This is a genomic window from Bradyrhizobium sp. BWA-3-5 (assembly GCF_032917985.1).
In the GTDB taxonomy this organism is placed as follows: domain Bacteria; phylum Pseudomonadota; class Alphaproteobacteria; order Rhizobiales; family Xanthobacteraceae; genus Bradyrhizobium.
The window spans coordinates 23150-44754 of sequence record NZ_CP136627.1; the positions used below are offsets into that span (position 1 = coordinate 23150).

The following is a 21605-nucleotide window of genomic DNA, read 5'->3' on the forward strand; positions in this document are numbered from 1 at the left end:
GCGTTGGCTCATAGTCTCGGTCGTCTTATCGTCCGAGTGTAAACTCGAAAGGCGTGTGTATTGCGGAATCGGCTTGTTCCGCAACGTAGTCAGCCGATACAACAACATCAGCTACTGCTACGTCCTGGCGGGTTGCCTAATCTGTACCATCACGGTGAAAAGTCGGACCTAATACTCGAACCGAATGGCTTGGGAGTACAGGTGCTTTGTCCACGACACGTCATTCTACTTCTCAGCAACACTAACGCGAGGCGAAGCCCACATTTTCGCATACAGCCTTTCACCGTGGATTGCAGATGGCCTGCCCCCTTCCTACGTGAATGGCTGAGTATTGACGTTAGCAAGCCTCTGGCATTCGATGAAAATCTATCAAGCATTCCACCTGATAGGGCGTTCCATCAACTGGCGAGTAGTCCTGCGGATCACCGCGATTCCAGCCTTCGCGTGGCTATTCATGCAGCTAGCCCAGATCTCGAGCGCCCCTCGACCGGCACGAGCCGGCGCTCCGCCAAGCGGAGCTGCCGCCAATCCGGCCACGCCCGATGACCTGGATACGGAATACAAGTCAGTTAACGCTCGCTCACTCCCGGCCGGGCATTGTCGCGTCACGGATTCGGAGCTCAGCAACGTTCGGCTGGGCTCAAACTACGCAGACGTTGTTTACCTGTTCGGCTGCGCAGGCACCATCACGTCACGTGAGACCGTCCAAGGAATTACGTTTCACGTGCTTGCTTGGAATGACGGGCAATTCTTAGCGTTATTCGTTAATGGAAAGCTCTCGATCGCATCGCAGTCCGCTCTTCGGTAGACGATTCGAAGCTTTCACAAGTTTGGCGAGCGCGTTTGCTCTTTTGCATCGCGGCCTTACACATGCGACGTCAATCTCTTGAGGCGTACGACACCAGAAGCGACGATTTGTTTGTTTGGAGACAATCCCAACAATCTAACCTCACGAGCGTCGCTGTTGTCGAGCTGGGGACCACAATGGGAACGTCTGTACCGCACGCGGATTGCCGGCCTGATGCACGTGCGCGAACTGCCGCGCCCTCTCAAAGCAATGCATGTCCCCCTCAGCGGCGGCACCTCACGTTCTACGACATGAAGATCCAGACGTCGCAGGTAGTGACGTCTAATTGCCATTCTTGCTGAGCAGAGGTGAAGGATACGACTGTCCTTTCGCGGAGTGACGATCCGCAGAGTGATACCACCGAAACGCATGCTTGGCGACGCGCCTACAACAATGCCAGATTGCGCGAAGAACTAAATGGGCTTGAAAGCGAACGCAGTCATCTCAGCTTCACCAAACGTCCGTATTAGCTTCCTCGGTCCATCCGAGAGTGCTTTCAACAGACTTACGGACGCCAGGCGCACTCTAACCAATCGACGACGCCTGTCTGGCCGGAGTACTTGTATGGTGGATTGTTTGAGGCCGTGCTTTGGTCTTCCAAAAAGCGGGCCGATCGACGTACCCACTTTTGATCGGGCGAGTTGTGTATTCGCTCGATGTTACGCTGGAGTTCTTAACATGGAGCAGACTTCACCCGAGCGATACCAGGCCTCTGACAGCCTCGTGAGCGCCGCATTCGACAAGTCATGGCGCTTTGTCGAGACCGATCCATTGCTTGTGCATAATGCAAAGGAATTGCTGCGCAATCGGCTACGAACCTATCTGGCACTCTCACGCAGAAACGGCGAGCAGGACATATTGCATCTTGCAAATAGCGCGATTTGGAAGCTGCGCGCCGAACTAGGACGGCCTTCAGACCTGTAGTATCCACCGCGCCTCGGCTGAGCGAAGGGAGCCTACCTTTCGCGCAGTACTCTAGTACGCTTTGGCCCCGTGTAGGCCAACTGGGCACGAAGCAATCCATCATCGGGAGAACACAGCTTCGCTCTTTCATCGGACGGTGCCCTGCTCATGGCAGTAGTTGCGCGTTTCCCGTAGTTAGACAAATGGTAAGCCTCCGAGGAGAACCGAGGAGAGCCGCCTTGCGGCGGGCTGACCTGATGGTTGAGAACTGTACGTATGGACAGCCATACGATCAGCGCGCTGAATCGACTTGAAGTGGTGGAGACGGGCCGGCGACGGCGTTGGTCTGAGGAGGAGAAGGCGCGGATTGTTTTGGAAAGCATGTCCGAGCCGCGTTTGGTTGCGGCGACGGCGCGGCGATATGGCCTGTCGCGTTCTCTGCTGGTGACCTGGCGAAGAGCCTTCGCAGCGAACCGGACCAAATCCGAGGCTCGCCTTGTCATGGTAGTTGTGGCCGAGGATGGGCCTGTGGCGTCGGCGGCGGATTCATCGCGTAGTACGACAGCACATTCGACCGAGCGTCGGATTGAGATCGAGCTGACCGGCGGGCGGCGCGTCATTGTCGATGCGAGCGTCGACGTTGAGGCGCTTCGCCGGATCATCGAGGCTCTGGATCCGCGATGATTCCGATCCCTACGGGAGTTCGGGTGTGGCTGGCGACAGGTCACACCGACATGCGCAAAGGCTTCGCCTCTTTGTCGTTGCAGGTGCAAGAGGTGCTGCGCCGCGATCCGCTGAGCGGACATTTGTTTTGCTTCCGTGGACGCCGGGGCGATTTATTGAAGGTGATCTGGCATGATGGCCAGGGAGCGTGCCTGTTTACGAAGAAGTTGGAGAGAGGTCGTTTTATATGGTCGTCGCTGGCTGACGGCGTTGTGTCGATCTCGCAGGCGCAGATGAGCTACCTCTTGTCCGGAATCGATTGGCGCAATCCACAGGAGTCCTGGCGTCCCACGAGCGTGGGCTGAAAGTTTGTCGTTTGAATCTGGCGGCGAATATGATTCCATCTGGTCATGGACTCCGCCGCTGACGGACTGCCGCCCGATCTTGCCGCCGCGCACGCCATGATCCTGACCGAGCGCGCCGCCAGGCTTGCAGCGGAAGCCAAGCTTGCTGAAGCGGCCAATGCCCAGGCGAAGCAATCGAGCACTGAAGCGCTGATCGCCCACCTCAAGCTCGAGATCGAGAAGCTGCGGCGGACGCTTTATGGCGCGCGCTCGGAGCGGTCGGCGCGACTGCTCGACTAGCTAGAGTTGGAGCTTGAAGAGCTCGAGGCGGCTGCGACCGAGGATGAACTCGCCGCCGAGAAAGGCCGGGAAGACGCAGACGGTGCGTTCGTTTGAGCGCAAGCGGCCCGTTCGCCAACCCTTCCCCGACGACATCGAGCGAGAGCGCGTGGTCCTGCCGGCTCCGACGCAATGTCCCTGCTGCGGGTCGGCGCGGCTGTCGAAGCTTGGCGAAAGCGTGACCTCGACGCTGGAGGAGATCCCACGACGGTTCAAAGTGATCGAGACGGTGCGGCAGAAGTTCAGTTGCCGAGACTGCGAGGCGATTACGCAGCCGCCGGCGCCGTTCCATGCGACGCCACGGGGCTATATCGGACCCCAGCTTCTGGCAACGATCCTGTTCGACAAATTTGGCCAGCATCAGCCGTTAAACCGACAGAGCCAGCGCTTTAAATGCGAAGGGATCGACCTGTCGGTCTCGACCCTGGCGGACCAGGTGGGCGCCGGAGCCTTTGCGGTTAGGCCGATTTTTGAACTAATCGAAGCCTATGTGCTCTCCGCCGACAGGCTCCATGGCGACGACACCAAGATCCCGATCCTGGCGAAGGGGAGGACGGACACTAGCCGGATTTGGACCTATGTCCGCGACGATCGGCCATTTGGCGGGCAAGGTCCGCCGGCGGCGCTGTTTTGCGCCTCGCGCGATCGGCGCGGCGAACATCCGGCGCGGCATCTTCAGAACTTCGCCGGCATCCTTCAAGCCGATGCCTATAGCGGGTTCAATGCTCTCTTCGATCCGGGCGCAAGGCGTCGCCGGCCACGCCTGCCTTCTGCTGGGCGCACGGCCGGAGGGCGTTCTTCGAACTGGCGGATATCGCCCAGAACGCGCGCCGTGGACGGTCGGCAGCGGCGATCTCGCCCCTGGCGCTGGAAGCGGTCCGTCGGATTGACCAGCTGTTTGAGATCGAGCGTGATATCTATGGGCTGAGCGCCGAGGAGCGGCTGCGGGTCCGCCAGGTGAGAAGCGCGCCGCTGCTGACCGATTTTGAGGCTTGGCTGCGGGCGGAATCTGCCCGGCTCTCGCGTTCGTCCAACGTCATCAAGCCGATTGACTATCTGCTCAACCGGTGGGATGGCTTTGCCCGCTTTGCCCATGATGGAAGGATTTGCCTGACCAACAATGCCGCAGAGCGAGCGCTGCGCGGTTTTGCGATGCCTGATTCATTGTGCATTCCTTCTTCAAGTGTCTGTAAACATTGGAATCGTGTCGGTGTCGTCGACGCGATACGGGCGACCTTTTCGGGCCACCGCAGATTTGACCGATTCCGACGCCAAGTCGTCGGCGCGAATCTGGTACGGCGCGCCGGGCACAACCTGCACCGCCGGCAGTACGCCGGATTTGATCAGACGGCGTATCATATGACTTGTGACGCGCAACGCCGCGGCCGCTTCGGTCAAGGTCAGCCATTCGCCATCCTTTTCCGCAGATCGGTAGGCATGGATACCGCGCACGCGGCGAACTGAAGAGACGCGATGCGCCGTCCAGGTCTTGCCCTGACCGGTAGGCAGGCCCATCCGATTAAGCGACGCGGCGATATGCTCGTCTGACCAGCGACCGGCCATGCTGCGCATGACCGCCAGCGCATCTTCGGTCGTCGCGCAGCCATGTTCTCCGGTTCGCGGTTTGCGCACGCGCAGCTCGGAGTGCTGGCCGCCGCGCCAGTGAATCGTAAGCACGACGTCACGCGCTTCTTCGTCGACATCGACGATGATGTCGACGAAAGCCCGCAGCAATTGTTGGCGTGCACGCATCGTGACGCCCGGCGCATTCCAAGCCTCAGAGAGGTTCTCTGCCAAATTGGCAAAAGCATTCGGATACACTCCGATCTCCGCTTGCTTTGCGGCCGGCCGGCGCTCCTCCAGATCGCGAACGCGGCGGAGCGCGATCTCCCAATTCTTCTCGAGCTGTGCCGCGATCAGACGATTGTCAGGATCACAGGCGGCATAGCGGCGCTCGGCCAAGCTTGCCTCGTAGCGCGCCTGCTGCAGTTCCAGATCCAGGATTCTCTGTTAGTCTTCCTCTTGTTCCCGATGCATCCGTTCCGCCCTGAACGCGGCTTCGATCGCCATTGGTTCGACAGCCCGGAGCAGTTCCCTCGCGATCGCGGAATCGACCCGCGGACCGCCGAAGGTCATGCACCGAGGCAAGCCCATCATAAGGTTTGGCTTGTCACAGCGATAGACCGGCCGACTTTGCGGATTGCCCGTATAGGCGACGCTGAGCCGTCGTCCGGATCGTCCGCAGGTCATGATGCCTGAGAGAAGCGCTCTTCCGCCTCGCCCGGTCTTGACGCCTCCGGCACGGCCGTAGTTGTTGAGGGCGAGCTGCTTCTGATTGCGCTCGAACTCGTCCCAGGTGACGTAGCCTTCGTGATGATCCTTGATCATCACTTCCCACGTCCCAAAGGGTTTGCTGTGCCCGTCGCTTCGCCGTGCCCTCCCATCGACGATGGCGGTGCGCTTCTCGCTTTTTCCGTAAACATAGACTCCTGCGTAGAACGGATTCTTGAGAACCGCGATGACGTTGCGATAACAAATCGGCACCCATTCGAAGCTGGTCATGCACCCTTCATCGGAGGGTCTTGGGAAATGGATTTGATCGGTCTTCATCGAAAGCAACACCTGGCGCGCGCTGCCAAGCTGGTGGAAGCGCGTGAAGATCAGTCGGATCACTTCTTGGTGGCGGAGGTTGGGATCAAGGCCAAGTCCGACTTCGCGATGCCAGACATAGCCGAACGGAACTGACAGTCGCAGCTCACCACGGCTCGCCTTCGAGCCGGCGGCGTCCAGCATTCGCGCTCGGAGTACGCCCAGTTCGAACTCGCTGATGCTGCCCTTCATGCCCAGAAGCAAGCGATCATTGGGCCGGCGGGGATTGTAGACGCCGTCGAGATCTATGACGCGGGCTTCGACAAGCCCGCACAGCTCAAGCAGGTGATGCCAATCGCGACCGTTGCGCGCAAGCCGCGACGCGTCGAAGCACAAGACCGCACCGACCTTGCCGGCGCAGAGCCATGCAACTAGGCGATCGAACCCAGGCCGCGCCACCGTTCCGCTTGCCGATCGGCCGAGATCGTCATCGATGATTTCCACGTCGACAAATCCGCGCTGGCGGGCAACGTCGACCAGATCATATTGGCGACGCTGGCTCTCGAGATTGGTCATGACCTGGGATTGCGTCGACTGGCGCACATATACGACCGCCTTGCGTTTAAGAACGGCCGCAGGAATCAGCTCAGAGCTTGTCATCTTCAAGCTCCTCGACGTTGAGGCCGGCCGCCTGCATCAGCATCTGAGCCAGTATCAATACAACTCTGTTCCGCTCCGTGGGACTCATCCCTTCCGATCTTTTGGCGTCGAACAGCAGGTTCATCTGCCAACTCGCTATTGTCGACGGCAGCTTGGGATACGTCATGGCATTTCTCCTGAACGATTCCGGCATTGCCCCAGGAGTGTGCCGTGTTGGCGGCGCCTATCAACAGCCGCTTCAGTTCAACAAGTGCCGCGAGGTCCACGCACGGCGTGCCCATGGACATCCCGGCGCAAATGACGGGATCGAGCATCCAGTCGGCGATGGTAACGACCACGCCCGCCGACCCCTAACGCTCAGAAATCGACCGGTTGCTCGCTGCGCTATGCGCCGGATGCCGACCTTGCAGCTGAAATAGGGATGCCAGCGGTATTGAACTTCCAACTCCTGCCCGACATGGGCAGAATGAACGGGTGATGGCTCTTGGAAGAAAGGCATGGTTGTTCGCCGGCTCGGATCGCGGTGCCGAGCGGGCCGCCGTGATGGCTACGCTCATCATGACGGCGCGTCTCAACAACATCGACCCGAAAGCCTGGCTCGCCGACGTCTTTGCGCGCATCGCCGACATGCCGCAAAGCCGGCTGCACGAGTTGCTGCCGTGGAATTGGACGCCTCCCACGTCGACGTCCTCCGCTCAGGCGGCGTAGCCGTGCACGTCAACAAAGTTCATTCCGTCTTCAAAATCGGTCGCGTCGCAAAGGACCTCGGCGAAGACGGAGGACTGGCTCTGGGACGTGGCCAACGGAATGGACCCGGAGGACGGCGTCATTTGGGTTTACGGCATAGGTGACGAAGGCGTCATGGCGTTCACCGACTTCGGCATCGAAAATCTGATGGAGCTCGTCAGGATACACAAGGAAAACCCCGAACCCCTCAAGCGGTGAAATCGGGAATCCACTCCGCGGCCTAGCTCGGATGGATACTGTCAAACGGGAGAAGGCCCGCCAGCAACGAAAGCCCGACGGAGCTGTCGCCGTTCACGGCAGTCACAGAGTCACTTTCACATACTCGAAGCCAGTGATGAACTGGTTCTTGTTCGGCTCAAGCTCACCGCGCGCCAAATCAGACGCCATCAGTTCGACGCAACTTGACCGAGGCGCGCTGGGCCTTCTGGAGGACCGGGTTTGAAGTATTCGAACGAGGTGACCTCAAAAAGGGATTGATTCGCACGCTACGTCAGATTGTACTAGTGGCGATCGGCGTCCGGACGTCACCGTACCCGAATATGTACGAACTGAGGAAAGTATAATGATTCAAAAAGCGTGCGCTGCTGGGTCTTGGAACAACAGAACGCGTTCCTGGAGAACAGCCCTTTTTGTTGCTCTGATCGCGGCGGCAGCTGCATTCACGGAACGGGTGAGTGCGGGGGAATTGATGGTGTGCTACGACGACGGTGAAGAAGAAGTGTGCCTAATCGACCCCGATCCGGGATGGGACTGAGCCAGCGCAACGAGCTCGCCTCGGCGCGGGGTCGAGGCGAGCTTATTACAACAGGTGAGCCAACAACTACCAACGCCGGCTGTTCCCTACTAATGCCCATTCAAAACGAAGTGCAAGGACCAAGTGATCCAGCAAACTGACCGACGTGATCAATGACAATGCCGCGGCACCCAGCTCTGTGAAAGGAGATTAGTGACGCGAGGAGCATGGAATAATTACAGGTTTGGTGCACGAGAAGCAAAGACAAATGCGGCATAGCTTCGAAAACTGATCAGACACGTTGCCGGCTCGGAAGCGGCGTGCCCGCTTTTCGGAAGAGCAGATCATGAAGAGCAGATCATAGGGATTCAGGGAGCAACACGAGGCCGGCGTATCGGCTCCCAAGTTATGCCTGAAGCGGCGTTAAAAGGGGCCGGCATCTACAAACGGAAAGCCGTGTTCGGCGAGCTGGAGGCTCGGAGGTCAACGGCTGAAGGTTGGGTGGAGACGATGTGGCTTAATCGCCTTATGGCCGACGCATACTGACAATGCAGCGTTGAAGGACCCGTTAGGAACAAATGGAGACGCAAGCGGCCAAGCGCAAGCTTTCGCTCATGTGAACTGGTTTTGCTTGGTGATGCGGCAACAGCCTATAGCGTTGCGCGCCCGCCGTCTGCTCGTCCCGAGGTAGTCCAGCTTAACGGTGAGTGCGGCGGCGCGCCGGCCGCACTTAACCTCATCCCGGACGCGACAAACCCGTCAACGCCGCAACGAAGTACGCCGCAAGAGCTGCAGGAGTAGATCTGGAAGTCCAGTACCACGAGGAAGGAGCCGTCAAGTTTAATGCGTTCTCACGAAGGTGCGACTGGTCGGACTGAATGAAGGCCATTTCTAGGTCGACGAACACGATGCCGCTAAACCCGGTTCTGACTGAGCATTCGTAGACGCCACTCTTTGCCTGCTTGTTTGATACCGACAACGAAACCTCATCCAACGTAGTTGGCCGATTTTCGGTTAGAGATAAAATGTCGGCAGTGGACCTGGACTTCGCATCATATGGACAGCTGCAACGAAATCTTAGTGCTCGCGAAGATCCTATTCGGCGTTGACATCTCCATATCCACAACGCACATCGATGCACATCGATCTTCATAAATGTACCGCACGCGCCAGAGCGGCCCTATGTCCGGTGTGAATCTGAAATCGCCAGAGTCAAGCGCTCTCGCGATCATTCGGACCGCATCACTGTTGCTTATCGGCAAGGAGAACGCTGCATCGATAAGTACCGCCAAGCTCATGCCGTCTGCAAGTAACGTGCGTGCAATGTTGTCGCCGTGAACGCGCCGCAAAGTTGAGACGATTGCCGCTACGGCATCTGGATCTTTCAAAGGCACTCTGCGCTAGCCTTGTTTGAGCCACGCACATCCTCGGGGTTCCGGCGCTAGATAAACGATACCTAAAGGGGATCTGGTTCGCTCGCAGCTGCGCCCTTCCCGTCTTTGCGATAATTGTTGTCGGTTGCGCCAACTTCCGGCGGAGCCCTTTGTTTCGACTATCACCCTGTGGCCGGCTACCACATTTTCGCGGACAGCTCCAGCCGCAAGGCCCACATCGAATTCGTGCGGCATGACTTCCTCGGGAACACCGACCTTCATCGCAATCTCCTCAACTTGGGCACTTTTACAATTGGAAGCGCAGTGCAAACTTGCAAAGCAGACGGCGAAATGGCGTACAGATCCAGCGATTTTGAACCTATTACGCACACTACAGACAAATCGCCGCCGATGGATCGATGTGACAATCCCTCTTCAAGCTCAGCGCGAGTATCAGCCAGATCTCGGTCGAATGGCACTATCGCATGATCGCGCTTGCGTTAGCCGTGTTCACGCTGCTCTTCGGCATCAACCACTTATACCACGAGCCATTCAGCGTGCGCCCCCGTACATCGAGTGACATCGCGGACAGCAGAACGAACAGCCGCACATTACCGAGCCAGCGATGGATCGCGCGAAGCTTTTTCGCGCACGACATCCAAGCCCTGAGCTCCCAAGAATGCGGACGAGCTTCCCTGAAGTGCGGAAGAAGCCACCGGCGAAGTCATTTAGCTCTCCATCAAGCGAGGACTTAAGCGACTGCCCTGCGGATGATGGACTTCCGACCTCATCCGCAATGCTGTGCTCGATTCTAGATTGGGTCATACCTTTGCCGAGTATTTGTTTAGTTTGGTTTCAAGCATGCGATAGTGATCGGCCTCCTTGGATCCCGACGCGCATTCTACAACCGCGCCAGGGCGACGATCTCCTCCAAACAGTTAATCGAATGACAAGGCCTTGACCCACCCTGGACCGCTGGGTTCGATGCACCAGATCGTTCTTGTAGCCCATCTTCATCACGGCACCGATTTCGAGATCCCAGAAGGTGGCTGGTTCGCAGCAAAGCCCGTCCTGCGCCTTTCACGTGCGGAAAATCCGGTGAGATCCGCCTTGGGATCGCGCGGCAAACCCACAAAAAACCCTCGTCAGCATCACTGGCACCGTCCGATCCCGCATTCGCGGTTCCGGCGATAGTGCTCGCCATTTCGTGCACGTATCTTGTGGCCGATCCGGCCATTGCCGTTAACGTTTCTGCGAGCAGTTCGACTTGTCGATGCCACCCTCGCCAAAGATCATGCTTTGTCTCGCCTGAAGGCATGTTGCTCTCCTTCCGATTGTCAACGCTTTTTCCGCGCGCTCGTTGCTCTCTCTCAGAAATGGACACACGGGTTTAAGGAGAGCATCGCTCGTCCTGCGCGTCTGAATGCCCTCGCCTCTCTCAGTGTTGCTGCCTCTCAAAAGCAACAGCCATGCCATCCGCGTTCAAACAGCTTGGTCTCCGATTCTCTTTAAAATTTCTGCCCGGCGAGCGTTGGCGGTGTTCTGAACCCGACAGCCGTGTATTGCTGTCAGAAAGCGGACAAGCATCCGCAGTGTTGGCGTGCGAAAGACTACTGCTTCGCGGCGATTGTCGCGGCCGCTGGAAGACTCGAAATCGCTAATCTAATTGAAACGTCTGGGTCCCAACTTTGCGTCCGGCGTACTTGTCTCGTGTTCTTTGAGCTCGACGCGTCATGCGCGCCGCATCTCGCGGTGACGGCGCCTTCGGAAGGAAGGTGAAATCATGGCCCACTCCCATCGCCATTCACCAAAGCGTAGTGCTCCACAGCCTTCATGGTATCAATAGAGAGCACTGCGAGGGCCGTTAGGCGTGATCTTATGCGGCGCGTTGGCTCTGATTTGATACCGCGGCCCAAATTTTGATAGCGCATTCTTTCTGCCACTGGCCCGTGAACTAGAGCTGCTTTACCTCGCGCAAGGTGTGCAGAGTTATTTCCGGCGGGCAGTTTAACCGCACTGGCAGAAGGCTCGTGCCAGCGCCTACAGAGGTATATCCGACCATCGAGCCATAGCGCCATGGTCCAGCGCCCATGAATCTAGGTAAGGCCGCCTCCAGCTTGATCGGAATTCCGCCGGGTAGGCAAAGCTGACCTCCGTGGGTGTGTCCGCATAACATGAGATCGAATCTGGCGCTCATCGCTATATCGTAAACTTCCGGCGTATGCGCCAACAAAATCGAAAATGCATCTGAAGGAATCTGCGACGCGGCTTTCTCAATGTCGTCTGCCCGATAGAAATGCGGATCGTCAACGCCGGCCAAGAAAATACGCTGTCCATCGCGAACAATCGGTTCGCACTCGTTGAATAGCATGCAGATTCCCATGGCTTCCATTGCAGGGGCCATACGGATGCTGTCGTGGTTACCAAGCACCCCATAAATTCGCCCATTCAATTGGGCCTGCAGTTCATCGATGATTTCTAGACATTTTTCGAATGGACCATATGTTTTGCCGCGATAGTCGCCGGTTAAGACGCAAATGTCGTATTGAAGGCGGCCGACCACGCTAACCAGATGCCGCATCGCGCCTACACTTACGTCGGCATGCAGATCGCTAATGTGAAGGATAGTGAAATTGTGAAATGCCGAGGGAAGATTCGCGAAAGCCACGCTGTGTTTTTTGACAAGGACGTGGTCAGCGTTTCGACGCGCACGGCCATAAAGTCCAGTCAGCTTAAGCGCAGTTCTGATAATCCAAGGTGCTGAGTACCAGTTTTCAAGGTTGAAAAAGATCAGTCCCTGGCCAAACAGCTGGGCCTCGCGCTCGACTTCGGTTTTCAGTCGCCGCTCAACATGTTCTGAGCCAATTCGCTCGATCAGGTCTTGCAGAGATGTTCCGGCGGCAAAGTTCGAAAGAGGATCCAAGTTCTAATCTCGCCATTGGGAGGCCGTTCCAAACAAAAGCATGAATGGCATGATTGGTCCAGTCGGCACCGGGCCGCGCGCAATTTCAGGCCATGGCGTAGCAGGCTAGCACCAGTTTGGCAGAATCTGTTTGCGCAGCGTTTTTCAAGGATTTGTTTTCGGCAGTATGGACACCTTTGAGACGGCGGCCGAAGGAGAGATCGACGATCGCGTGACGTACGGCGGGCATGGTTGGCTGAAGCGGAGGTCCGTTGATTTTTTTTTCCGCCCCGCGTGTGCGATGCGACGATGTTGCAGGAAGGCGTGGGCAATCATTGTCATGAGGGCGTCGCGATGAAGACCTTGCCATGATCGCCCCTCGAAGTGATAACGTCCAAACGCCGTTGGTGCGATTGCCCGGCCGAATATGGTCCTCCGATGACGATCTACAATCGCTTTGTGCGCTGGGCAAGACGCGGGGTCTGGGAAAACCTATTCCGTGAGCTTTCCGGCCGGGGGCGCGCAATGCAGACGCAAATGATCGATTCCGTTCGCTGCTCAGCCAGCCTGATCTCGTTCCTGAGCGCCTCAAGGCTCGCTCCGGCCAGCGATGCGGCAAGTTCGGCACGTCCCCTGACAAAGGATGCGGCTGGGCACCGCTCGCTTTCCTGGATAGCGCGCGCTCTCATTGCCAGTGGTCAGAGCCGAAGAGGATCCAATCTCGGAATGTGCGAAAGTGACAGCTGAATCTGATGTTTGATGGATCGGCCGCAAGTCACTTAGCTGCTGCTCAAGGTTCGGTTGATCCGTGGATGGGCATCCCGGTGAGCTGGTTTGTGCGCTCAGGTCGCCTGGCTGTTGCTGCGCCCGCTGCTGCTGCCGCAGGAGATCGTGAGCGAGAGTGGAGTCTTCTGCGGCGTTCGGTGGTCATTCTTTTCGCCGCGAGCACAGTTGTTTCAAGTTCCATTTTGGGACGGACAGCTTTCGAGAAGCTGACGAATCACAAATGAATGCCACTGACGTCGGACTTTTTCGGCACTTCCCCGGCTCGGCAGCGGTCGCTGCGCAGGCACGATCGACAGCACGGACATCCATCGGCAGATGCGGTTCGATCTGCCCCCACTGTTCGTCGCTCAGCCAAAAGAGATTCTTGCGCACGATCCTAGCCCCTTCCAAAAACGAATCAGGATCGTACTGTGAGCGCAAAGAAATTAATGAGCTCTGACCCTAATAAAAGTGGCCGGTGAGCCGCCGACATCTGCCATGTCCACTTTACCCAGTAGCAAGCAGAGCGCTGGTTTAACGTCCGCCAGGAGCCAACAGGCATCATCCGACAAATCACGTTCGAGTGGCATGCATAGGTAGTATGCAGACTTCGTCCAATCCAAGAAGAGGGGCTGGCCCGGGGCATTACCAGTCCGCCGATTGGGCGGAAGATACATATCCACTTTACACCTCTCATTGTTTCTGTCCGCTACCAGAATCGAGAAGACCTGCTCCTTGTTGAGTACCTTCCGAGCGATTCAGTCCTCAAGAAAAACTCTTGTCATGTTAGCGACAAGCCAAGCGCCTATGGCTTTGAGCGCGTTATTTTACTATTCTTCGGCGCCGCCTTTCTGCGTGCGGCAGGTTGGGCTTAGCGTAGTCGATCATGGCACGAATCCCTCAGGAGCCTTCCGGAACTGGGATCTCAAGAATCGTCAGTTTTCTCCACGGATCAGCCGCGGACATCGCTTTCTTCATCACAATTCTATGTGCTGTCGGCTTCGCAAGCGGCCTGCTCGTGCCGAGGACGATCGACACGGGCCAACCTACGTGCACGGAAGCGCTTGCCGGAGACAGCCTTGAGGGCTCTGTTTGTCATTCGACACAGCGTCGTGGCGCGCAAGCGCTTCAAAGATTGTTGGAGACACTATGTGCCGAAGTGCATTGACCGAAGTACTTTTGCGCTGCAAGCGAGTAGTGGCACCCTGTTGCCGGCAATTATCTGGCAGATTCAGAAACGTTATGTCGCGGCGACAACTGCGACAGTCTCACTCATCGGTTGAATGATCGTGCTGAAGAGCACGCTTTCTGATCAATCACTTCGAATTGTTCAGATCACAAGGGCCGCGACATGCCGGCCCCGCAATTCCCAAACCCAGCTGTAGTACTATAAACCTGTGTCACACCCCCATTTATCTCGGCTTTATAATCGGGTTCTGGGCCGCCCCATTAGGCGGTCGGCCTCTTTTGTTGCAACCGTAACGACCGCCTACGTCTTTGTCGCATTTTCGAAGCGTGGGACATCATACAGCTGTTTGGGTAGACCGGGCCGGGAGTGCAGCAATAAGAGGTGAGCACGAGATCCAATGGGACGCGGTCACCCATCACAAAAGGAATAGCGGCCGTCGGATTGAGCCGCCCCCCGGAGCGACTGCCGCAATGAAGTAATTGCGATACCCTCATCGCTCGTCGCATGATACCTCGTGTCCTCAGTGAAGGCGCCGTGCCCTGTCTCGGTGGCCACGAGGTAGGCGCATGCCAAAGCACGTTACCATATTAAGGCGCTGCGTTATGATCGTCATGCGCTTGCAACCGTGATCCCGGAAATGGAGGCGCCGATCGGCAACGCCATCGAGCGGCTCCACGCTGACAAAGGCTATCTGGAGCCACAGTCGCCCGGCTGATTACAAATTCGGGGGCTCCTCAGGGCAGAAGCGGCAGGAGACGCCGAACATCAAGAGGTGCGAGGAGTTCCGCCATAGAGCGGGCCATCGGCCACTCACATCCGAGCTTCGAATGGGCCACAACTCGCTTTGGCATACGAGGTGCGATGCCCACCGATACTGTCCTCAGCATTCGGTAGCTCAGCCTATTGCTATGGCAACTCTTGGCCAGTCTCTTCTCCTGACACTTGATCGATCTAAGTCAATATCAGGTGTTTTGGACGCCACTTGCGAATGGGCTGCCAGAGAAATGGACGAGTCGGCCAGTAAGTAAAATTCCGATTATCACCCCTTTCTTTCATTTTTTCCGCGGCGCCTGCGCTTTGGCACTTCAGCAGACTTGGCTTGCGGAACCGAACAAGAACCCCAGTAACAAGCCTTCTCGCCCTTGTAGTTGGCCAGGGCTTGGAGCAACGGCGACAAGACATGCTGTTTCAGTTCGTCCTGGATAGGCTCCGGACTGTCCAGTGACTTCAGAGCGAGCTCGACCAACTCGATCGCGCGATCCTTGTTGCCGCTCTCGTAATAATAGTGAGCGACCGCCGCATAGGACAGGAACTTGGGGCCATCGTCGCGTTGCGGAGGATTGAGTGCCAGGATGTGCTCCGACAACTCCTTGCCTATGGCAAAGCGCTCGGCTGACGGGAAGTAGGAGTTGTCCTTCGCCGGATCAAAGAGTTCGCGCATTGCGCCGGCCATCCAGACCTCGGATTTTTGGTTGATCGCGTCACGAACCAGTTGGCGCAGGACCGGCAAGCCGGTCCGCATGTCATGCATTTTGTGAAGTAAAAGATCCACTTGAAGGACGCGGAACTTGATGTCGTCCGGCATCACAGCGACGGCCTCTTCGACCACCGAAAGCGCCCTCGCCCAATCCCCAGCCTTCATTGCTGGCTGCAGTTTGGCAAGGATCGTCTTGGTCAACGCTCGCTTGCGTGTTTCGCGCGTTCTGCGTTGACCTTCGGCGATCCGCTTCGTATCGGCGGCTTTAGCTTCATCGCTTGTGCGCCAGATGCCATTGAAAACTTTCGGCAAAACTTCATCGAGTAGCATTGGATGACCGATAAAGGCAATGTGGCCGTCACGGTCGACGACGAACGAGGTGGGAATGCCGACAGAGAGACTGGCGTCCATCCAAAGTTTGTTCATTTCGCCTGTGTAGTCGAAAGCGACCCGATAATTGAGCTGCGAGAACTTTTCGGTCAACCATGCGTCCAACTTGGTTCGGGCCTCGTCCGCGGTTGAAGCTTTTTCGCTAGCTGCGACACCGACGATCTCAAGCCCTCTGTCTTTGTATTTCTCTTGCAGCTGCACCAGATGAGGCATCGACGCCACACATTGTCCGCACCAAGTTGCCCAAAATTCGACGATGTAGACCTTTCCGGCCTGGAAGATCGTCACGGGCTGGCCGCGCAGCCAGTTCTGCACTTTAATGGGAGGAGCCTGGGATTCCATGCGCACGACCATTTTGCTCTCCAAAACTATTGCTAGTAGTTGCACGAATTTATACGCGCTGTCTCTGTAGAAGCGGGCGCACGGGTTTAAAGGAAGGAGAGCATCGCTTGTCTTGCGCGTCGGCGTGCCTTCGGCCCTCGCTTCGTGTTGCTGCATCTCAACAGCAATGGCCGTGCCAGTGCCGTCAACACGTGCTAAGCGCCTGATTACGCTTTCAAAGTCCTCCACGGCGCCGCAAGCAGATGGTGTTTTGAACCTGACGTGCCTTTGTGCCGTTGTCAGAAATTGGACACACGTTGCGCGATTGGCGCTGCCAGAGCAGCGTGGTTAGCCTTGCGAGCCGTCGAACGTAATCTGCTAATCCGGGTCCGCCGTCAGCCATGATTAGATGAAAGCGACAATGAAGATTGCGAACCGAATGAGTGAAAGCCGTGGAGCAGTGACACCTATTCGTGGAGGGTGACTACGCAATTTTGCAGGGACTGCAGCTTGTGCTGCATGACCAAATCGAGAGCCATGGGTTGCCGACGTCGAACGGGCCTATGGCTACCCGACCATGGGTTATTAATGCGCACGCGTAGCGGTGACATTGTCGACACCGCCTTCATCATCCTCAAGCAGCCGTTTTTAAGCTCGGACGAGAGGCGATCGGCATCACATCAGCCCTCCATCTTTGAATGAAGCCGTATTCGGTTGAAAACGACGATGTCGGACACCCTACAACGCCGCCAGGCCATTCCAGAAGGCGCGCTGACGTCCATGCTTGCTTCACTCTTCTAGGCAGCAAGGCGCTCATCAGGTCTGCGAGCGGCACGCCGATTGCTAGGATGAGCAGCGAAGACCCGCCGCGGCGAGAGCGGTGGCTGCGCTTCCGCCCCAGGACCGATCCGATGAAACCTCCCAGATTAGTTCTGATCAATGCAACCCTGATTTCGCTTATGGTCGGCAATGCGGAGGCGGCGGCGAACATCAAAGTTGCGGTCGCCGCCAACTTCAACGAGCCCGCGAGGGAGATTGCAGTGTCATTCAGGCTCGACGACCGGAGTTGACGCGCATGAGGAGCTTTTCGGCAGAGATCTGGCAGTCGCTCGGGCTCACGATCGAGCTCGCGAGCTTGACGACCCTGATCCTGCTAATCGTTGGCACGCCACTCGCGTGGTGGCTAGCACACTCCAAGAGCCTTTGGACCGAGGCGGTGGCGACGATCATTGCGCTGCCGCTGGTGCTGCTGCCAACTGTACGCGGGTTTTATCTGCTGGTGCTGCTTGGACCAAACGGCCCGGGCGGCCTTCTCGCCTGGCTCTGGGACGGACACACACTCGCCTTCACTTTTGCGAGGCTCGTGGTTGGATCGGTTTTGTGGGCGCTTACTTTCGTAGTCCAGCCTATCCGCAATGCCTTTGGCCATCGGCAACCGTCCGCTGGAAGCTGCGGCCACTCTGCGCGCCTCTCCATTGTATGCCTTCTTTACGGTCGCCCCGCCCCTGGCGCGACCGGGTTTTCTCACAGCCGCTGTGCTTGGCTTTGCGCATACAATTAGCTCATTCGGCCTCGTGCTGATTATCGGCGGCAACATTCCTGGACGCACCAAAGTGCTGTCGGCCTTTCTCTTCGACTATGTCCAAGCGTCGCGCTAGGGCGAAGCAAACCGCCTTGCCGGCGGCATGGTGATGTTTCGCGTTTGCGGTAATCATTACCTTAACGTTGATCGAAAGATACAGCCGAAGGAGGCGCACGTGAGGACAGCCATACCAGGCGGGATCGGCATCGCCTTCAAGGGCCAGCTGGGTAGCTTTTCGCTCGACGCGCAGTTCAGCGTACCGGCTAAGGGTGTAGCGGCGATTTTCGGACAGTCAGGCTGCGGCAAAACCCCGGTCGCGCGGTGCATCGCCGGCCTCGTGCGTTTGCCTGACGGTCGCATGCCACGCATCCGACTGCTGGATTCCGACAATCGAACATCCCAAAGCAAATGGCATATAGCTTGCTTCGCTGGTGGCGGAATCGTCACTCCGCGCGCGAAGTAATCTTATGAGGACAATATGCTTGGAATTGGAAACAGACTGCCGTCGTTCGAAATCACAGGTGTGAAGCCCGGCTTTCACCTGCAGGAAGAGGATGGACAGAGCGCATTCGAAACGTTGACTGAAGATAGCTTCTCCGGAAAATGGAAAATCATCTTCTTTTACCCCAAAGATTTCACCTTCGTCTGCCCGACCGAGATCGCGGAGTTCGCGCGCCTGTCCAAGGATTTCGCCGATCGTGACGCGGTCGTGCTGGGTGGCTCGACCGACAACGAGTTCTGCAAGCTCGCCTGGCGACGCGAGCACAAGGATCTACACCATCTGCCGATCTGGCAATTTGCCGACACCAACGGCGCGCTGGTCGATGGCCTGGGCGTGCGCTCTCCTGACGGCGTCGCCTATCGCTATACTTTCATCGTCGATCCCGACAACACCATCCAGCATGTCTATGCGACCAATCTGAATGTCGGTCGCAGCCCAAAGGACACGCTGCGCGTATTGGACGCGCTGCAGACTGACGAGCTCTGCCCCTGCAACCGCGAGATCGGTGGCGAAACTCTGAAAGTTGCCTGAGGTATCATGTCTATCGAGCAATTAAAGGACCAGATTCCGGATTTCGCCAAGGACGTCAGACTCAATCTGGCGTCGATCGTGGCGGATGAGACCTTCTCACCACAGAGCAAATACGGGCTGTTGCTGGCCACCGCGATCGCGACCTGCACCCCGGCCGTGATCGCCGCAATGGAATCCGCTGCGGCCGAGGTTTTATCGCCCGCGGCGCTTACGGCGTCGAAATCTGCAGCCTCGGTGATGGCGATGAACAACGTCTATTACCGCTTTGTTCACCTCGCTTCCAATCCGGAATACAAGAGTATGCCGGCGCGGCTGCGCATGAACGTGATCGCCGATCCTGGGGTTGACAAGGCCGATTTTGAGCTATGGTCGCTGGCGGTTTCCGCCATCAACGGCTGCGGTGCCTGCATGGATGCCCATGAGAAGGCACTGCAGGAAGCTGGCGTCGGCTCGGCTGCGATCCAGACCGCAGTGCGCTTTGCCGCGATCGTGCAGTCGGTTGCGGTTGCGATCTCGTAGGTGATTTCGCAAACGATTTTTCCGTGTCTTTCATCTCGAAAAGATGGTGCACTTCGACTCGAACCGAATGGGATTAAAAGTGCTAGGCATCTCGTTGTCCACCATTGTCGTATGGCCCACCTGATCGTCGAGCACAAACTGCTCGGTCGCGAACCGACGCAACGGCACCACGCGAGGATTGACGACAGTTCGAAGATCGCGCGATTTCGCTTCCAGCGATTTCGTCCTTATCAATCAGGACGCCGCTGCTGAGCGCCTCCCAGCTAATCGTGTTCGTCATAGAGAGCAATCGCCTTTTCTAAATGTTCTGACGTCTCGTTATCGAAATGTACTAGAACCACCTCGCCATCAATATGGGACGATCCAGCGCCAGCCACGAGCATCGATTTCGTCGCTCGGAATCCCGACCTGTCGAGCGTGCTCAAACTGCCACGACGTTGTATTTCGGTCCTGGCGACCGTCTATTGTCACGTCGACGGCCGGTGTGCTTCTTAAATTCACGACAACCGCCTGCGCATCATCAGCCAAATCGAGTTCAACAAAGTCCTTTGCCGCTCGCGATGAAAGATTGGTTGGTCGGTTGCGCCACAGAGCAATGGTCCGTTTATTCCGTCCGAACGTGGCGTTCGACCGTTTAATCAGTGCGAAGGAAGTGAGCGTCAGAACTGAAGAACCGGGATCGTCAGCCAAGTTGGTGGCGTAAAGACCCGGCCAGCGTTCCTTCATTTGGGGGCCATCCATCAGGAGGGCGAAGATCAAATTCGGTCCGAGCGACCGGATCTCGGATACGACTGGATCTGCTCGCGCGAGGTCCTCGCAGATAACCGCCGTGAATGCCGATTGAGACCTAAACACATCTATGTGGAGCACACGCTCCTCGATTTCGAGATATTCCCACCAAATGCAGTCCGTGCTCAGATCGGCCTGCAGACCGTAGGTGCGGATCTGTGTGTCATCGAGCCTCCAACGGTGGTGCTTTCTTCTGGAATGGGTTTCGGCGATCCGGTTTCCCAACTCTTGATGCATGACGGAGAATACGACCTGATTGCCTTTGCGCCTGTTGCAATCCTCTGAAACCCCGGCGATCAAGAACTCGATGGCGGGCCATTCATCCCGAAGGTACCGGACCAGTTCGTCATATGTAGCCCAGTCCAGTGAATATTCGGGCAGCACCACGCCATGCACGTCTTTATTAGCTCGCAAAAGGAGCTCATTGACGAAGTCGACGAACGAACGACGAGCGCTACGATCGCTCCAATGACAGTCGCCGACTTTTGGGTAAAGCCATTTCTGCTCCACCCGAAATCTTCCCCACTTCATATCAGCAGGGCCGTTGTGGATATCGCCTTTGAAACAACCGTCCGGTATATCGTAGGGAAACGGAATAAGCAGCACGCTCAGGCTGTCATGTCGATCTGACGTGCTCGACCATAGCTGCTGATGCCAATAGACGTTCGGATGGCCGTGCGGGCGCAGCATAGTCAGGTTGTGACTTAGCGTTCTCATAGTACAGCCCACGTCGGTGGTGCGTCCCTTTGGAAGAACGCGGACAACGTCACGAGACGCATCGACCGCGAGGCTGTCGAGCGCCACGTGGCGGCTGAGATGCCTGTCGTCCGAGCGAGAGCGGCTCGATGGGATCACGAGCTTTCCGGTGCGGTTGATAAGCAAATACGAGGCGAGCTTATTTGCCCAGTTTGGATCGGCGCCGTCATCGTCGAATGTCTCATAGCCGCAGTTAGTGCTGGCCTCATCCGCAATCACCAGCAACGCGTGAGCCGATTTCCACCACGAGAGACGTGGTCGGGAATTTTGTCCAGCAACAAGCACGTGGTTGCGGCAGGCCCACAGTTCAGCCCAGAGTTCGACGATTTCCGGTTGCTCCTTGAACACATTGGAAGCCCACCGCTTACCGATTCTTCGCCAAGCGACCAGCTGCGTCTCCCTCGGCGCCTGGGTTGCACCGGAGTAGCTTACCTTAGGCACGCCCCTTGTAGAGGCGAATGGAGCGACGATGTAGGTGTAGGCTCCCGAAGCCTCAAGCAGGTGGGCAACGGCACCGAACAGCTCGGCAGGTAGCGCGGGAGGATACGACCAACGTCCCGTATCGGGGTTGGTGCCGTTCGGAAATAGCCTCCTCAGCTCGCTGCCAACAGTCGCTGACGCGCGAAAGTTCGTCGCGCGCGACCGGCGTCTTCCCTTCATCCCCTGCCCCGCAATGAGGGGCGA

General features: G+C 57.3%; 11 protein-coding genes and 7 pseudogenes. 12 read left to right on the forward strand and 6 right to left on the reverse strand.

Annotation, left to right across the window (positions count from 1 at the left end):
* The first annotated feature begins 1525 nt into the window (after positions 1-1525).
* The 4 genes and pseudogenes from RX331_RS38025 to tnpC all read left to right on the forward strand — a co-directional run.
* A complete protein-coding gene (locus RX331_RS38025; protein ID WP_317252656.1) occupies positions 1526-1771 on the forward strand; it encodes a hypothetical protein in 246 nt (81 codons plus the stop codon).
* Between the two features lie 255 nt (positions 1772-2026).
* Positions 2027-2434: an IS66-like element accessory protein TnpA gene (tnpA, locus tag RX331_RS38030; protein WP_317252657.1), complete on the forward strand. Its 408-nt coding sequence runs from the start codon at positions 2027-2029 to the stop codon at positions 2432-2434.
* On the forward strand, positions 2431-2778 hold the full coding sequence (gene tnpB, locus RX331_RS38035) for an IS66 family insertion sequence element accessory protein TnpB (protein WP_317252658.1): 348 nt from the start codon (positions 2431-2433) through the stop codon (positions 2776-2778). Before tnpA ends, tnpB begins: the two co-directional genes overlap by 4 nt.
* A 45-nt stretch (positions 2779-2823) precedes the next feature.
* Positions 2824-4251: pseudogene (tnpC, locus tag RX331_RS38040) on the forward strand (IS66 family transposase); the annotation flags it as partial.
* A 24-nt stretch (positions 4252-4275) separates the two neighbouring features.
* On the opposite strand, the pseudogene RX331_RS38045 reads toward tnpC, so the two are convergent.
* A pseudogene (locus RX331_RS38045) lies at positions 4276-6345 on the reverse strand (recombinase family protein).
* Positions 6332-6511: a hypothetical protein gene (locus RX331_RS38050; RefSeq protein ID WP_317252659.1), complete on the reverse strand. Its 180-nt coding sequence runs from the start codon at positions 6509-6511 to the stop codon at positions 6332-6334. Before RX331_RS38050 ends, RX331_RS38045 begins: the two are co-directional and overlap by 14 nt.
* 305 nt (positions 6512-6816) lie before the next feature.
* Between RX331_RS38050 and RX331_RS38055 the strand changes: the two are divergent.
* Positions 6817-7053 (forward strand): annotated as a pseudogene (locus RX331_RS38055) (transposase domain-containing protein); the annotation flags it as partial.
* 2 nt (positions 7054-7055) lie between these two features.
* Positions 7056-7290 (forward strand): annotated as a pseudogene (locus tag RX331_RS39150) (hypothetical protein).
* A 3862-nt stretch (positions 7291-11152) separates the two neighbouring features.
* Here the strand turns inward: RX331_RS39150 and RX331_RS38065 are convergent.
* Positions 11153-12121, reverse strand: a complete 969-nt coding sequence (locus tag RX331_RS38065) for a metallophosphoesterase (RefSeq protein ID WP_317252661.1) — start codon at positions 12119-12121, stop codon at positions 11153-11155.
* A 144-nt stretch (positions 12122-12265) separates the two neighbouring features.
* Positions 12266-12496, reverse strand: a pseudogene (locus RX331_RS38070) (IS701 family transposase); the annotation flags it as partial.
* A 3-nt stretch (positions 12497-12499) separates the two neighbouring features.
* Here RX331_RS38070 and RX331_RS38075 point away from each other — a divergent pair.
* A pseudogene (locus RX331_RS38075) lies at positions 12500-12587 on the forward strand (IS5/IS1182 family transposase); the annotation flags it as partial.
* 265 nt (positions 12588-12852) lie between these two features.
* Complete coding sequence (locus RX331_RS38080; protein ID WP_317252662.1) at positions 12853-13110, forward strand: hypothetical protein; 258 nt, start codon at positions 12853-12855, stop codon at positions 13108-13110.
* Between the two features lie 1983 nt (positions 13111-15093).
* Here the strand turns inward: RX331_RS38080 and RX331_RS38085 are convergent.
* Positions 15094-16275, reverse strand: coding sequence for a TlpA disulfide reductase family protein (locus RX331_RS38085; protein ID WP_317252663.1), 1182 nt, complete (start codon positions 16273-16275; stop codon positions 15094-15096).
* Positions 16276-17317: 1042 nt separating this feature from the next.
* Between RX331_RS38085 and RX331_RS38090 the strand changes: the two are divergent.
* From RX331_RS38090 to RX331_RS38105, 4 genes and pseudogenes are all read left to right on the forward strand, one after another.
* A pseudogene (locus RX331_RS38090) lies at positions 17318-18003 on the forward strand (molybdate ABC transporter permease subunit).
* Positions 18000-18287, forward strand: a complete 288-nt coding sequence (locus RX331_RS39155) for an ATP-binding cassette domain-containing protein (protein ID WP_410708017.1) — start codon at positions 18000-18002, stop codon at positions 18285-18287. Before RX331_RS38090 ends, RX331_RS39155 begins: the two are co-directional and overlap by 4 nt.
* A gap of 15 nt (positions 18288-18302) precedes the next feature.
* Positions 18303-18857, forward strand: a complete 555-nt coding sequence (locus RX331_RS38100; RefSeq protein ID WP_317252664.1) for a peroxiredoxin — start codon at positions 18303-18305, stop codon at positions 18855-18857.
* Between the two features lie 6 nt (positions 18858-18863).
* The gene (locus RX331_RS38105) at positions 18864-19376 is read left to right on the forward strand and encodes a carboxymuconolactone decarboxylase family protein (protein WP_317252665.1); all 513 of its coding nucleotides are present in this window, start codon (positions 18864-18866) and stop codon (positions 19374-19376) included.
* 348 nt (positions 19377-19724) lie between these two features.
* Here RX331_RS38105 and RX331_RS38110 read toward each other — a convergent pair whose 3' ends face one another.
* Positions 19725-21581: a hypothetical protein gene (locus RX331_RS38110; protein WP_317252666.1), complete on the reverse strand. Its 1857-nt coding sequence runs from the start codon at positions 21579-21581 to the stop codon at positions 19725-19727.
* Positions 21582-21605 lie beyond the last annotated feature (24 nt).